This window comes from Ottowia flava, from assembly GCF_008017535.1.
GTDB classification, from domain to species: domain Bacteria; phylum Pseudomonadota; class Gammaproteobacteria; order Burkholderiales; family Burkholderiaceae_C; genus Ottowia; species Ottowia flava.
In genome coordinates this window covers 1-14,157 of record NZ_VRUA01000037.1, presented here as the reverse complement: position 1 = coordinate 14,157, position 14,157 = coordinate 1, and the positions used below count along the sequence as shown (strand labels likewise).

The 14,157-nt window shown below is 65.7% G+C and carries 15 protein-coding genes; 5 read left to right on the top strand and 10 right to left on the bottom strand.

Annotated features, from left to right (window positions below):
* Nucleotides 1-69: 69 nt before the first annotated feature.
* From FVQ98_RS19195 to FVQ98_RS19175, 5 genes are all read right to left on the bottom strand, one after another.
* Complete coding sequence (locus FVQ98_RS19195) at nucleotides 70-480, bottom strand: PaaI family thioesterase (RefSeq protein WP_255507867.1); 411 nt, start codon at nucleotides 478-480, stop codon at nucleotides 70-72.
* Nucleotides 481-705: 225 nt separating this feature from the next.
* The gene (locus FVQ98_RS19190; protein WP_187265816.1) at nucleotides 706-1,602 is read right to left on the bottom strand and encodes an amino acid ABC transporter substrate-binding protein; all 897 of its coding nucleotides are present in this window, start codon (nucleotides 1,600-1,602) and stop codon (nucleotides 706-708) included.
* A gap of 114 nt (nucleotides 1,603-1,716) precedes the next feature.
* Nucleotides 1,717-2,760 carry a DctP family TRAP transporter solute-binding subunit gene (locus FVQ98_RS19185; RefSeq protein ID WP_147915061.1) on the bottom strand — a complete coding sequence of 348 codons (1,044 nt, stop codon included), beginning with the start codon at nucleotides 2,758-2,760 and terminating at the stop codon, nucleotides 1,717-1,719.
* A gap of 87 nt (nucleotides 2,761-2,847) precedes the next feature.
* Nucleotides 2,848-4,146, bottom strand: a complete 1,299-nt coding sequence (locus tag FVQ98_RS19180) for a TRAP transporter large permease (protein WP_147915060.1) — start codon at nucleotides 4,144-4,146, stop codon at nucleotides 2,848-2,850.
* Nucleotides 4,143-4,730: a TRAP transporter small permease gene (locus tag FVQ98_RS19175; protein WP_147915059.1), complete on the bottom strand. Its 588-nt coding sequence runs from the start codon at nucleotides 4,728-4,730 to the stop codon at nucleotides 4,143-4,145. The genes FVQ98_RS19180 and FVQ98_RS19175 overlap by 4 nt, the downstream gene beginning before the upstream one ends.
* 441 nt (nucleotides 4,731-5,171) lie before the next feature.
* Between FVQ98_RS19175 and rnk the strand changes: the two genes are divergently transcribed.
* On the top strand, nucleotides 5,172-5,597 hold the full coding sequence (gene rnk / locus FVQ98_RS19165; RefSeq protein WP_147915057.1) for a nucleoside diphosphate kinase regulator: 426 nt from the start codon (nucleotides 5,172-5,174) through the stop codon (nucleotides 5,595-5,597).
* A 233-nt stretch (nucleotides 5,598-5,830) separates the two neighbouring features.
* Nucleotides 5,831-6,268: a YXWGXW repeat-containing protein gene (locus FVQ98_RS19160; RefSeq protein ID WP_187265815.1), complete on the top strand. Its 438-nt coding sequence runs from the start codon at nucleotides 5,831-5,833 to the stop codon at nucleotides 6,266-6,268.
* A gap of 34 nt (nucleotides 6,269-6,302) precedes the next feature.
* Here FVQ98_RS19160 and FVQ98_RS19155 read toward each other — a convergent pair whose 3' ends face one another.
* From FVQ98_RS19155 to FVQ98_RS19135, 5 genes are all read right to left on the bottom strand, one after another.
* The gene (locus FVQ98_RS19155; protein ID WP_147915056.1) at nucleotides 6,303-7,172 is read right to left on the bottom strand and encodes an endonuclease/exonuclease/phosphatase family protein; all 870 of its coding nucleotides are present in this window, start codon (nucleotides 7,170-7,172) and stop codon (nucleotides 6,303-6,305) included.
* A gap of 22 nt (nucleotides 7,173-7,194) precedes the next feature.
* Complete coding sequence (locus FVQ98_RS19150; RefSeq protein ID WP_147915055.1) at nucleotides 7,195-8,028, bottom strand: carbohydrate ABC transporter permease; 834 nt, start codon at nucleotides 8,026-8,028, stop codon at nucleotides 7,195-7,197.
* Nucleotides 8,025-8,903, bottom strand: coding sequence for a carbohydrate ABC transporter permease (locus tag FVQ98_RS19145; protein ID WP_147915054.1), 879 nt, complete (start codon nucleotides 8,901-8,903; stop codon nucleotides 8,025-8,027). Before FVQ98_RS19145 ends, FVQ98_RS19150 begins: the two co-directional genes overlap by 4 nt.
* 99 nt (nucleotides 8,904-9,002) lie before the next feature.
* A complete protein-coding gene (locus FVQ98_RS19140; RefSeq protein ID WP_147915053.1) occupies nucleotides 9,003-10,307 on the bottom strand; it encodes an ABC transporter substrate-binding protein in 1,305 nt (434 codons plus the stop codon).
* Nucleotides 10,308-10,321: 14 nt separating this feature from the next.
* Nucleotides 10,322-11,407: an ABC transporter ATP-binding protein gene (locus tag FVQ98_RS19135; RefSeq protein ID WP_147915052.1), complete on the bottom strand. Its 1,086-nt coding sequence runs from the start codon at nucleotides 11,405-11,407 to the stop codon at nucleotides 10,322-10,324.
* Between the two features lie 140 nt (nucleotides 11,408-11,547).
* On the opposite strand from FVQ98_RS19135, the gene pyrC reads away from it, so the two are divergent.
* The 3 genes from pyrC to FVQ98_RS19120 all read left to right on the top strand — a co-directional run bounded on the left by pyrC (nucleotide 11,548) and on the right by FVQ98_RS19120 (nucleotide 13,996).
* Nucleotides 11,548-12,588, top strand: a complete 1,041-nt coding sequence (gene pyrC, locus FVQ98_RS19130) for a dihydroorotase (RefSeq protein WP_147915051.1) — start codon at nucleotides 11,548-11,550, stop codon at nucleotides 12,586-12,588.
* A gap of 41 nt (nucleotides 12,589-12,629) precedes the next feature.
* Entirely contained in the window at nucleotides 12,630-13,361 is a 732-nt protein-coding gene (locus FVQ98_RS19125; RefSeq protein WP_255507866.1) for an NYN domain-containing protein, read from the top strand.
* Nucleotides 13,362-13,507: 146 nt separating this feature from the next.
* A complete protein-coding gene (locus tag FVQ98_RS19120; RefSeq protein WP_147915050.1) occupies nucleotides 13,508-13,996 on the top strand; it encodes a hypothetical protein in 489 nt (162 codons plus the stop codon).
* The last annotated feature ends 161 nt before the right edge of the window (nucleotides 13,997-14,157 follow it).

The following is a 14,157-nucleotide window of genomic DNA, read 5'->3' as shown; positions in this document are numbered from 1 at the left end:
AGCCACCGAACACCTGCCTCCCATCACGCGACTCGCATTCGACGGGAACAACGTGTTGAGAAACTACATCTAGGGCGCCGTCGGCTCCAGAATCAATTGCGTCTGGGTGACCACGGCGCACAACTTTCCCTTGTCCGAGCGCACTTCTGTTTGCCAGACGTGCGTGCGGCGCCCACGGTGAAGGGCGACACACTCGCCGGTCACCACCGTCCCCACCTGAGCGCCTGCGATGAACTTGGTGCTTGAGTCGGTGGTCGTGGTGGTCTGGCCGGAGGCCAGGTTCATCACTGTGCCGACTGCGCCGAGCGTGTCGGCGAACGCCATGTAGGCGCCACCGTGCAGGATGCCGCCTGCGGTGCACAGGTCAGGGCGCACCGGCATTTCGGCGCGCACACGCTCGGGCGTTGCCTCCAGCAGCGTCACGCCCATCAGGCCGGGGAAGAGAGGGGCCAGTAGCGTGTGCAAGGATTCGAGTGTCAAGGCGGTCTCCCGTCAGGTTGAACTGACGCATTATGGGCACGGGGGCTGCGTCTGACGTACAAGAAAAGAGCCCCGCTGGGCGGGGCTTGGCCGGCGAGAGGGCTTCAATGGTCTGCGCGTTGAGCGCGCGCGCCGTGCTCGACTTCATGGCGATCTGGCAGACCGCTGCATCGCTTCCTAACGCGACTCGAAACCGACTTGCCGCAGCTTCGCGCGGCCCGCAAATCAATCGCCGATCTGATCGGATGGAAATTTGAGCGAGTCCCGCAGAAGGTAGTTCATAGGCAACTGGTAGTTGATGTTCTGCGGCGGAATCGGCCGTTCAAACCAGTGCGAGTACATCGTGTGGAACTCGCGATCACGGATGAGGCGGCGCAGGACGGTATCGAATTCTGCTTTCCAGACAGGGTCGTTCTTGGGCAGCATGATGGCCAAGGGCTCGATCGACAGCAATCGGCCCACCACTTCCCAATCGGCCGGTTGGGCCGCTTGCGCGCGCAGAGCGAACAACTGAATGTCGTCCATCATGTAGGCATCGCCGCGCTTGTCTGCCAGATCCTTGAAACACGCGCTGGGTGAATCGCAATCTCGTTTACGGGCGTTGAGCTGCAGGCTGGCGTTGCGCTCCTCGAGGATCTTTGCCGTGGTGGTGCCCTTGGTCACCAGTACCGTTTTGTCGCGCAGGTCCTCGGGGCGTTGAATGCGGCTCTTGGTGGCAACCAGCATGCGCACGCCGGCGTAGTAGTGCGGGATGGTGAACGCCACGCCGATCTTGTCGCGCCTTTCGCGGTTGTTGGTGGTATCGGCGCATTCGGCATCCACTGCGCCGTCCACCACAGCCTTGAACCGGGCGGCATTGGACAGGGGAACGTACGTGATCTTGGTGCCCGCGGGGATCAGCTTGCGCTGCTCAAGATCGTTGATTACGGCCTTGCACAGATCGACGGCGAAGCCCATGCCATGGGTCCCGTCGGGCGATGCGTAAGACAGTGGAGGTGCGTCGGGGCGGTATCCCAGCCGCACCTCGCCACGTGTCCGGATGTCGTCGAGAACCGCCGCGTTGAGTAGCGGCGAGACGGCGACGGCGGCTGCGCCAAAAGCAAGGGCCAGCAAGCGTTTCACAGTGTCTCCTAACCTGAATTTATGTATGAGATGTGAGCTGTAGCTCACTCTCAAAAATACATGCTTTCCGGTTCGTAGAAAAGACGTCTGCGAAGAAAATTGCCTTATTAAGTGCTACTTTTTCCGCGCTGCAATCGCCTTCTCGGCCATGTTCACCAAGTCGGTGCCGACCTGCTGCTTCCACTTGTCGTACACCGGGCGGGTGGCCTTGACGAAGGCTTCGCGCTCAGCGGGGCTCAGGCGGGTGACCGTGACGCCCAGACCTTCGATTTCCTTGAGCAGCGGCTGGCCGGGCTCGACCAGGCCCTTGCGGGCGATGGCGTTCTGCTCGACACCGGCTTCGACGGCGGCCTGGCGCACCAGCTCGCGGTCGGCAGGCGTCCACGAATTCCACACGTCCTTGTTGACCACGAACACCAGCGGATCCGCCAGGTAACCCCACATGGTCAGGTACTTCTGGCCCACGGTATGCAGTTTGGCCGCGGTGAAGATGCTCATCGGGTTTTCCTGCCCGTCCACGGCGCCGCTGGCCAGCGCGGGCTGGGCATCGGCCCAGCTCATTTGCGTCGGGTTGGCGCCCAGGGCGGTGAAGGTCTCGAGGAACAGCGGCGAGCCGACCACGCGGATCTTCAGGCCCTTCATGTCGGCCGGCGACTTGATCGGGTGCTTGGAGTTGGTCAGTTCGCGGTAGCCGTTCAGGCCCCAGGCCAGCGGCACGACGCCGGCCTTTTCGAGGATGCCGAACACCTGTTTGCCGACTTCACCCGTGGTCAGCGCGTCGATGGCGGCGTAGTCGGGCATCAGGAAGGGCAGCGAGAACAGGTTCAGCTGCTTGACCTGGGGCGACCAGTTGATGGTGGAGCCGATGGCCATGTCGATCACGCCCTGGCGCAGCGCGCTGAACTCGCGCGTCTGGTCGCCCTGGATCAGCGACACGCCGGGGTACAGCTTGATGTTGATGCGGCCGTTGGTCTTCTCGCGCACCTTGTTGGCCCAGATCTCGCCGCCCTTGCCCCAGGGAAAGGCGGTGCCGACGACCAGCGACATGCGGTACTCGGACTTGTAGTTGGTCTGCGCATGGGCGGGCAGGGCGGTGCCCAGCGAGAGGGCGGCGGCCGCGGCGGCGGCGGTAGCGAGCAGTTGACGACGCAGTTTCATGGGTTCATTCTCCTCAGGTTTGCTATCAAAAACGCAGCTGCTTGCGCAGACTCATGTAGGGCTGGAGCCCGATAACGTTCAAAATTCTCAGTACCCCAGCACACGCGGCAGCCACAGCGCCAGTTGGGGCCAGATGATCACCGCCACCATCACCAAGCCCATGGCCAGCAGCATCGGGCCCACCCAGCGCACGGTTTGCTCCATGCGCACATTCGCAATGCGGCAGGACACCATCAGGTTGACGGCCAATGGCGGGGTGAACTGGCCCAGCGCCACCTTCAGCGTCAACAGCACGCCGAACCAGACCGGGTCCCAGTGGTAGTGCTGCACGATCGGCCACAGCAGGGGCACGAAGATCAGGAAGATCGACACGCCGTCCAGGAACATGCCGACGGTGATCAGCATCAGGATCAGCAGTGTCAGCACGCCGTATTCGCCCAGGCCTGAATGGACGATCGCGTTGGTGATCGGATCGATCACGCCGAGCGTCGACAGCGAGAACGCGAAGATGCCCGCCAGCGAAACCACCAGCAGGATCACGGCCGACAGCTCGCCCGATTCCTTGAGGATGGGAAACAGGTCGCGCAGCGTCATCGTGCGGTGGATGAACATGCCCACGAACAGGCCGTAGAACACGGCGACTACGGCGGCCTCGGTCGGCGTGAACCAGCCCATGCGCATGCCGCCCAGGATCAGCACCGGTGCGGCCAGACCCCAGATGGCCTCGATGAAGCTCTTGAGCAGGGGCGGGCGCGGCAACTTGGATTCTTCGGCGCCCATGCCGTGCTTGCGCGCCATCCACACGGCCGGCACGATCAGCGCGATGCCCGCCAGAATGCCCGGGATCATGCCGGCGGCAAACAGCGCCGGTACCGACGCGCCCGGCACCAGCACCGAGTACACGATGAAGGCGACCGACGGCGGGATCAGGATGTCGGTCGCCGCGGCGGCGCCCACCACGCTTGCCGAGTAGCTGGCGGGGTAGCCGGCGCGGTTCATCGCGGCGATCATCACCGCGCCCACGGCGGCCGCGTTGGCCGGGCCCGAGCCGGAAATGCCACCCAGGAACATGGCCACGCAGATCGCCACCAGGGGCAGCATGCCGGGGCCGCGGCCGACCAGCGCAATGGCAAAGTTGACCAGGCGGCTGGCCACGCCGGAGCGGTCGAAGATCGAACCGACCAGCACGAACATCGGGATCGCCAGCAGCGGGTACTTGCCCAGGCCCGCGTAGAAGTTCTGCGGCACTGCCAGCAGGCCGAACCAGGCGGTGTCGCGGTTGGCGATGGCGATCGCCGCGGCGCCGGCCAGGCCGAGCGACGCGCCAATGGGCACGCCCATCAGCATGGTGATGATGAAGACGGCGAAGAGGAGTGTCGCGATCACGGTGCGTGCTCCTCGGCGCGCACTTCGGGAGAGGTGGGCAGTTCGCTGCTGTCGCTGGCGGGGCGGCCGCCGCGGCGCATCAGGCCGATGGCGCGCAGCATGATGGCGATGCTCAGGATGGGCAGCCACATCGTGTACCACCACTGCGGCACACCGATGCCGGGCGAGGTTTCGCCGTACTGCACGTCGTCCCACAGCACGCGCGCCGACAGCACGGCCATCAGCGCGAACAGCAGCGCGACCATGGCGGCGCCAAAGCGGGCCAGGGCGCGCTGGCGCTTTTCGGGGCCGGCGTCGGCGAAATACTCGATGCGGATGTGCCGGTTGCGCGCCACGGCGGCCGAACCGGCCACCATGGCCAGCACGATCATCAGGAACACCGACACCTCTTCCGTCCACGCGAACGAGGCGCTGGTGAAGTAGCGCACCAGCACGTTGGCAAAGGTGATCAGCGCCAGCAGCGCCATGATGATCACCGTCAGCCAGTCTTCGATGGCCAGCGGTACGCGGGAGGGAACGGTCTGATCGGCCGCAGGGTGAGGGGTCGGCACCGGCGTGGGTGCGGAATCGGGCGGCTGGGACATGGGCAAGAAACAGGCGCCCGAAGGCGCCGACAAACTCTTCAAGGGGGCGAATCTGCCCCAAAGCGGGTATGTTAAGTCCCTTCGTTGGCCTTTCACGGGCCAAACCGGTATCATCAACTCCATGCAAACCCTTAGCGATCCGTTTCTGCGCGCCCGCGCACACGGCACGTCGGCCGCTCAGGTCGGCGCGGGTTTGCGTGCGTGGACGCATTTCACGACGGCCGGGGCCTGGATGCCCCAGGGTGCGCGCCTAGCTGCCGCACTTCGCTGAGCCCGACGAACCCCGCCCCGCTCCACCGAGCACCGCGCACCCGGATCGTCGGGCCCCACGCCTTCCGCGCGAAACCCTTTCTTTTCTCACCGGTCCAAGCTGGACCGGTTTCACCCGGCGCAGGGACGACGCCTGTTTCGCCCCGTCTGATTCCACTAGGAGAGGCTGCCATGTCATCCACCGCCGAACTGCAACGCACGATCACCGATCTGGACCATGTGCGCATCCACAGCCTGTTGCGCCGCCAGGCTGCTGCGGGCGCCGCCAGCGCGCACGCGGACGAGTTGGCCGAAATGATCGACTTTGCCGACCAGGTGCGCCCGCAGGAAATCGCAGGCGACGTGGTGACCATGTATTCCAAGGTGCGTGTGGCTGACCCGGCCGGCGGCGCCGAACGCAGCCTGACGTTGGTCTACCCGCCCGACGCGGACGCGGCCCAGGGCATGATTTCTGTCCTCTCGCCGATCGGTACCAGCCTGCTCGGCCTGCGGGTGGGCGACACGGCGCGCTGGCTGGGCGTGGACGGCAAGTCTGGCGCCCTGGAAGTGCGGGCCATCGAGTTCCAGCCAGAAGCGAGCGGCGACTACACCGCCTGAGGCACTGGCGGTACCAGAAGCAGCCGCGTGGTATTCCACGCGGCTTTTTTCGTGGTGCTGGCGCCTCCAGGCGACTGCCCGGTGGTCATGCGGCGTGAGGCATTGCCTCGCACGCCGTGCCGGACGATTCCTGCAAGCGCGCAGGAAAGCGGCCCGCAATGGGCGGCGCGCGGTCGGGTTGGAATGGAACTCCGGCGGCGCCAGGGGGTGCCGCGTGCACAGGAGAACAACACATGGTCAAGCCTTCCCGTTTCTGGATGTCCACCCCGGCCGTGGCCGCGCTCGGTGGCGCGTTGGCCCTCACGGCGTTGTCGGGGTGCGTGACGCGCACACGCGAAGTCGTGGTCGAGCGGCCCACGCAGCCCACCACGGTGGTGGTGCAACAACCCACCGGCAACAACCAGGTGCGCACCATGCCCGGCCCCATCAACGAGATCCAGGGCGCCGCCCCTGGCGCGGGCTACAGCTGGCTGACCGGCTACTGGGCCTGGGACGGCGCGCGCTGGGCCTGGCAGCCGGGTCGCTGGATACAGGGCACTGCCCCGATCAAGCCCGCCCCGCAGCCTGAAACCATGGGCGCCGCCCCTTCGCCGTCGCACTACTACGTGCCCGGCTACTGGCAGTTCAGTGGCAGTGCCTGGGCCTGGGTGCCGGGTTCCTGGCGGATGTAAGCCGCGCTCAGTTCTACCCAGCGGGATTGGGCCATCAGCCAAGTACGAGACCCACCGGCTGGTGGTCTGACGCGCGCGTCGCGCCATCGACGCGGATGTCGCGCACATGGGGCACCAGCGTCGTGTCGACAAAACAGAAGTCGCAGCTGATCGGCTCGGGCCCATAGGTCCGGTCGAACAGGCGGAAGGTCGGCGCGTGCGGCGCATCGCCATGCACCAGCGGCCAGGCGTCGTGCCAGCGGTGGTGCGCAGCAGCTTCCGCGCGCTGGATCGTGGCGTATTCCGCCTCCGACGGCGCCAGGTTGAAATCCCCGCACAGGATCGCCTGGGCCGTGTGCGGTTTGGCGAAGAACGGCAGCTGTGGCTCGCTGGGTGCGGGCGGGGTGGTGGCGTGCTCGCAGGCTTCGGCGTGCAAGGCGCGCAGCGCTTCGGCCTGTGCCATGCGCTGGCGCGGCGAGTAGTACTCCAGGTGCGTGGTCATCACGCGCACCAAGCCCAACCCAGGCGCCTCCACCGTCACGGCCGTCACCATGCGCGGCATGCTGGGCACGGCGCTGTCGGCCGGCCAGGGCAGGCGGTGGTGCTCGACCTGCCGCACGGGCAGGCGCGTGGCGATGAGGTTGCCGAAGCGTCGGCGCTGCAGGGTGCCACTTGCACCGGGCACGTATTCGTCCACCGCGGCGCCGAAGAACAGCTGGTAGCCGGGCAGCAGCATGGCCAGTTGCTCGGGCTGGTCGCGTGGCGCGCCTTGCAGGCCTTCAAAACCCTGAGCGATTTCCTGCAGGCAGAGCACATCGAAACCGCCGGGCCCGGCCAATGCGCGAGCGCCATCGACGATGCGTTTGGGGTCGGCCTTGCCGTCCAGGCCACAGCACCATTGGGTGTTCCAGGTCACGAGTTGCATGGCGGGCGGCTCCTCGTCGGCGTCACTTGATGCCGGCGCGCATGAAGCTCTGCACGAACTGGCGTTGGAACAGCAAGAAGGCCACCAGCAGCGGCGCGCAGCTCATCAGCGTGGCCGCGGTGATGACCGACCAATCCACTCCCTGGTCGACCGATGAAAACACCTGCAACCCCACCGTCAGCGGCCGCGCGCTCGGGCTGTTGGTGATGATCAGCGGCCACAGGAAGTTGTTCCAGTGAAAGCTGATCGACACCAGCGCAAACGCTGTGTAGACCGGCTTGGCCAGCGGCACGTACACGCGCCACAGCGTTTGCAGCGGGCCCGCGCCTTCCACGCGTGCGGCTTCGTCCAGCTCCTTGGGAATGCCCATGAAGGTCTGGCGCAGCAGGAAGATGGCGAAGGCCGACGCGAAATAGGGCAGGCCGATGGCCAGCAGGGTGTCCACCAGGCCCAGTTTTGCCATGGTCTGGTAGTTCTCGACCAGCAGGATGTCCGGCATGATCATCAGCTGCACCAGCACCAGCGCGAAGGCCACGTTGCGGCCCGGAAAGCGGTAGCGCGCAAACGCGTACGCCGCCAGCGTGGACAGCACCAACTGCGCGGCCAGCACCATGGTCACCAGCAGCGTCGTGTTCAAGAAGTAGCGGGCGAACGGCGCAGCCGCCCAGGCGCGGCGGAAGTTGTCCAGCGTCAACGGTGCCGTCAGGTCAAAGCGCGTGGCGAATTCGGCGGGGTGGAACGCCGTCCAGAAGGCGTAGGCCAGAGGCAGGATCCACAGCAGGGCTAGCACCCACGCGGCCACGGTGTCGAGCCAGGTCGGCTCGTTGTACGCCAAGCGTTCGGAAGGCGCGCTCATTTGTAGTGCACCTTGCGGTCCAGCACGAAGAACTGCACCAGCGCAATGCCGGCCAGCACCACCACCAGCACCACGGTGATGGCTGCGGCGTAGGCCGTGTCCCAGAAGCTGAAGCCCACCTCGTACAGGTGGTAGAGCAACAGCGTGGACGCGTTGTTGGGCCCGCCGCGCGTCAGGATGAACAGGTGGTCGACCATGCGGAAGGCGTTGATGAAGGCGTTGACCAGCACGAACAGCGTGGTCGGCATCAACAGCGGCCATTGCACGCGCCGAAAAAAGGTCCAGCGCGACGCGCCTTCAATCGCCGCAGCCTCGCGCAGGCTGGGGTTCAGCGTCTGCAACGCGGCCAAGTAGAAGATCATGAAGAAGCCGGCTTCCTTCCAGATCGCGACCACGGTGACGGCGCCCAGCGCCGTGCTGGGGCTGCCCAGCCAGTTGTGCGTGGGCAGGCCGAAGGCGCGGGTGATCTGCTCCAGCAGGCCGTACTGCGGCGTGTAGAAGAACAGCCAGATGTTGGCCACCGCGATCATCGGCAGGATGGTCGGCGTAAAGAAAGCCGTGCGCAGGAACGCGCGCCCGGCGATGCGCTCGTTCACCCACAGCGCCATCAGCAGCGCCAGCCCGATCGAGCACGGGATCGTCGCCGCGGCAAACCACAGGTTGTTGCGCACCGCCATCCAGAACACCGGGTCGTCCACCATGACCTGGTAGTTCTCCAGCCCGACCCATACGCTCGCTCGCGCGCCCTTGGGCGTCGAATACAAGCTGTCGATCAGCGTCTGCACCGCCGGGTAGTGCGTGAACGCCACCAGGAGCACCATCGCCGGCAGCAGGAGCAGCCAGGCGTGGATGGCAAAACGGCGTTCAGACAGCATCGGGTCGGCGGCGGTAGCTCAGTCGTGCGCGGTGTGGCAAAGCAAGATTTCAAAAGAAATCATGCTCTGGCCCTACAACGACCTGCGCAACCAGCTCACTTATTTGTAGCCACGCAGCAGGCGGTTGGCTTCCGCCTGCGCGTCCTTCATGGCCTGCGCGGGCGTCTTGGTGCCGGTCAGCGCGGCCTGCAGGCCATCGTTCAGGGCCTTGGTCACGCGCTGGTTGTCGTGGGTCGAAAACTCCGCCACCGAATGCGGCAGTTGGTCGCGGGCGACCAGCGCGGGCGGAAAGTCGGCCGTGTACTTCTTCAGCGCCGGCGTGTCGTAGGCGGCGGCGCTGGTGGCGACGTAGCCGGTGTCGATGCTCCACTGCGCGGCGCGCTCAGGCTGCGTCATCCACTGGATGAACTTCATCGCGGCCTGCTGCTGCGCGGGCGTCGACGTCTTGAAGAGGTAGAAGTTGCCGCCGCCGGTGGGCGAGCCGGCGCGCTTGTTGGCCGGGATCATGCCCACGCCAAAGTCGAACTTGGCGCCGGCGCGGATGCTGGTCAGGTTGCCGGTGGTGGTGAAGATGATGGCGGCCTTCTTCTCGAAGAAGTCCTTGGGCGTCGTGCCCCATTCGACCACGCCAGGGGGGTGGATGCCGGCCTTGCCCAGGTCGACCCAGTACTGCAGCGCCTCAACGACCTTCGGGTTGTCGAACGTCACCTTGGTGCCCGCGTCGTTGGCCAGGATCACGTCGTTGGGCGTGGTCAGCGTCTGGAACAGCCAGTACGGGAAGCCGCTGGATGGGATCTGGATGCCGTACTGCGTGACCTTGCCACTGGCGTCCTTCTTGGTCAGCTTGGTGGCCATGGCCTTCAGCTCGGCCCAGTTCTTGGGCGGCGTGTTCGGGTCCAGCCCGGCTTCCTTGAAGGCTTCCTTGTTCCAGTACATCACCACGGTGGAGCGCTGGAACGGGATGCCCCAGGTCTTACCGCCGGTCTGGCTGTTCATCATGAACGCGGGGTAGAAGCTCTTCATCCAGGCCTGGTCGGCCGGCGTCTTGGCGAAACTGTCAAACGGGATGATGGCGTCTTCGTCGATCAGCGTGAACATGTCGGTCGACAGCAGCACCGAGGTGACGGGCGGCGTGCCCGACTTGTGCGCCGTGAGCGCCTTGACGATGGTTTCCTGGTACGTGCCGGCGTAGATCGGGTCGACCTTGATGCCGGGGTTGGCCTTCATGAATTCGTTGGCGTAGCCGTCGATGATCTTGGTGATCGGCCCGCCCACGGCAACCGGGAAGTAGAACGGCACTTCCACCGGCGTTTGGGCATGAGATGTGCCGGTAACGCCTGCCAGACCTGCGCAAGCAGCTAGGGTAATGGAAGCAAATCGGCGAAGAAACTGTTGGCGTTGCATGGGGGGTAGGTCCTTCAAGGGGTAGGAGAAGTGGTCGAGGCGGCATCGCCCTGGTGGGACGAGTCGGTGTCGATGCGCCGCCCATCGGCATCGAACACATGCAGGTCTTGCGGGTCGATCAGCAACTGCACCGGCGCGCCGACGGGCACGTCCAGGTGGCCGGGCGCACGCACCGCCAGCCGCTGCGCGCCGGGGCCGTCGCCCAGCGCGCACGACAGCACACTGTCGGCGCCCAGGTATTCGATGCTGGCCACCGTGGCGGGCAGGCCTTGCGCGCCCAGCGTCACCGCTTCGGGGCGCACGCCCAACTGGCGCGCGGCGGCGGGCAGGCCGGTGTCGATATCGGTGCCGACGATGCGGCCGTCTTCCAGCGCCAGCAGGTTCATCGGTGGCGTGCCGATGAAGCGCGCGGCGAACGTGGTGGCCGGGCGCGCATAGAGCGTGCGGGCGCTGGCGGCCTGTTCCACCTGGCCGCGGTTCAGCAGCACCACCTGGTCGGCCATGCTCATCGCCTCGGCCTGATCGTGCGTAACGTACACCACCGTCAGGCCCAGCTTTTGCTGCAAATCGCGCAGCTCGCGCCGCATGTCCTGGCGCAGCTGCGCGTCCAGGTTGGACAGGGGCTCGTCCATCAAACAGACCTTGGCCTGCGCCACCAGCGCGCGGCCCAGCGCCACGCGCTGCTGCTGGCCGCCCGAGAGCTGGCTGGGCTTGCGGTCGAGCAGCGAGTCCAGGCCCAAGAGCTGCGCGGTCTCGCGCAGGCGCTTCTCACGCTCGGCCGAAGGCAGCTTGCGTACCTGCAGGCCAAAACTGATGTTGTCGGCCACCGACAGGTGCGGAAACAGCGCGTAGTTCTGGAACACCATCGCGATGCCGCGCTGCGCGGGCGGCAGTTGCGTGACGTCGCGGCCATCGATCAGCACGCGCCCGGTGCTGGCTGTTTCCAGACCGGCCAGGATGCGCAGCGTGGTCGATTTGCCGCAGCCCGACGGGCCCAGCAGCACGCAGAAGGTGCCTGAGGGGATGTGCAGGGTGACGTCGCGCAGTGCCTGCGTCTCGCCCCACTGCTTGCCGATATCGTGAAGCTCGATGGATGCCACGGGCAGCGACTTTAAGACGGTCAGGTGACAAATATATGACGTTAGTGCGCCCTCATCATTGGGGTTTGACCTGCAAAGTAGTCAATTCACCCCTGTGCCACCACCGGCGTCTGCCGCGGCGCGATGCGACAATTTCCCGCATGACCGCCCCTACCCAGATCACCCTGACCCGCCCCGACGACTGGCACCTGCACGTGCGCGACGGCGCCGCGCTCTCGTCCGTTGTGCCGCACACCGCCGCGCAGTTTGGCCGCGCGATCATCATGCCCAACCTCAAGCCGCCGGTGACCACGGCGGCGCAGGCGCTCTCATACAAGGAGCGCATCCTGCAGGCCGTGCCTGCCGGTGTGGCCTTCGAGCCGTTGATGACGCTGTACCTCACCGACAACACGCCGCCCGATGAAATCGCCCGCGCCGCCGATGCCGGCGTGGTCGCCCTCAAGCTCTACCCGGCCGGCGCCACCACCAACAGCGACGCCGGCGTGACCGACGTGCGCAAGACCTACAAGACGCTCGAAGCCATGCAGCGCGCCGGCCTCAAGCTGCTGGTGCACGGCGAAGTGACCGACGGCGACATCGACCTGTTCGACCGCGAAGCCGTCTTCATCGACCGCGTCATGCGCCCGCTGCGCCAGGACTTCCCTGAGCTGAAGATCGTCTTCGAGCACATCACGACCAAAGAAGCCGCGCAGTACGTCGCCAGCGCCGACGCCCACACCGCCGCCACCATCACCGCGCACCACCTGCTCTACAACCGCAACGCGCTGTTCATCGGCGGCATCCGCCCGCACTACTACTGCCTGCCCGTGCTCAAGCGCGAAGAGCACCGCCAAGCCCTGGTGCAAGCCGCCACCAGCGGATCGCCCCAGTTCTTCCTCGGCACCGACAGCGCGCCGCACCCCGCGCAACTGAAAGAACACGCCAGCGGCTGCGCGGGCTGCTACACCGCGTTGAGCGCCATGGAGCTGTACGCCGAGGCCTTCGACGCGGCCGGCGCGCTGGACAAGCTGGAAGGCTTCGCGTCCTTTTACGGCCCCGACTTTTACGGTCTGCCGCGCAACGCGGGGCAGATCACGCTGAGCAAAGAGGCGTGGACGCTGCCGGAGGAAGTGGCGTTTGGGGAGGCGGTGGTGAAGCCGTTGCGGGGTGGGGAGTCACTTCCCTGGAAGGTGACTGCGTGATACCGGCGTCCGGTGGGGACAGTTCCGCACGTAGCCTTGCGGTGTTCATCGACGCCGACAACCTCAATGATCCTACGGCGCTGGACCATGTGCTCCTGAGTGTTCGGTCCCTCGCGGATCGAATCGTGTATCGGCGCGCGTACGGGCGAGCGGAAAGTCTCCGTGCGATCGAGGCGGTGTTGTGGCGGCACGGCGTGCGCCCTGTTGCCAACCTTATTGTGGACAAGACAACGACAGACAGCGCCTTGGTGATTGATGCAGTCGAGGCAGTGTGCCGCAACGACATAGACGTGGTGGCGATATGTTCGGGAGATGCTGATTTCGTGCCCCTGGCGATGTGGCTGCGTGAGCGTCGGTGTCGTGTCCTGTGCTTCAGCCTGCCCCAGAAGATCTTTGCGAATCCCGAAAGCTTCTACGATGAAGTAGTTCTTATAGACGTAGTAAGCGACTCCCTACCTGCGCCCTTATCGCCTCAAACGCCGGCGCTTGAAAAGCGTGAAAATGCAGCGCGGAAGCTGCCACCCGCTCCCGCTGTCGACGTGCGTGCAAAGGTCAAAGCTACCCCCAAGATTCCAGCGGTCAAGGATCTGCTGAAGGCGTTGCCTGAGCTTTCAACTCGCAAGCCGTTGCATCTAAGCGTTGCGGCGAAAGAGTTACGTGCGGCCGGCCTTCTGTCCAAAACGGGGAGCTCAACGACCCTGTTTCAACGTTATCCAGCCCAGTTTGAGCTGCTTCCGTCGAAGCAGCCCAATACTGTCCGATACCGAGGTTAAGAACGACATGACCGAGGCGTTCGACTTCCGCGACGAGGCCACGTCGCGCGTGGCGGTGCGCGACAAACGGGCAGGGCGGCCAGCCCCTTAGCACGGCGCCTGGGCCGACGCGGCGGGAGCGCCGCACGCACAGCGACAATTCGGCCATGAAGCTCACCTGCCATTCCCCTCTCGCGCGCCTGGCCGCGTCTGCCCTTCTGTGGGTCAGCCTCGCGCCCGCGGCGCACGCTCAGTCGGCCGCCGCCAGCCTGCCGCCCGCCTGGTCCGACGTGGACAAGACGCTGGCGTACGAAGCCGCGGTGGATGCCGCGCTGCGCCAAGGCGACCTGGCGCCGCTGCGCACCGCGCAGCAGGCCATCGCCGCCGAGGGAACGCCGACGAACGCCCGGCTGATGGCACGGCTGAACGAGCTGGCGCAGGACAAGGCCACGGCGTTCAAGATGGGCCCGTGCCACTACGCGGCCGTGCTGGTGCGCGGCATGGTGCTGCAGGCGTACGAGGCGTCGGGCGGTGGCCAGCGCAAGGTGGTGGATGGGCCGACGGACGAGCAGGCGGCGCAGTACGCCGAGCACATCGGCCGCTGCGAACGGCTGGGCCGGCGCACGCCGAGCACGCGCTTGATCGGTGGGGAATGAGTTGAGCCTGGTACACCTGTTCAAGGTGTTTTCGGCCTCCAACCCTACAACCACCGGCGCGAGCAGCTATCAAAAAGTTGAAATCCCTTCGATTTTCTGGGCCAGTCAGAAGTAGAGGTTAGGGAACAGTTTGACACGGTACTCGACCGGCGGGATGCGGC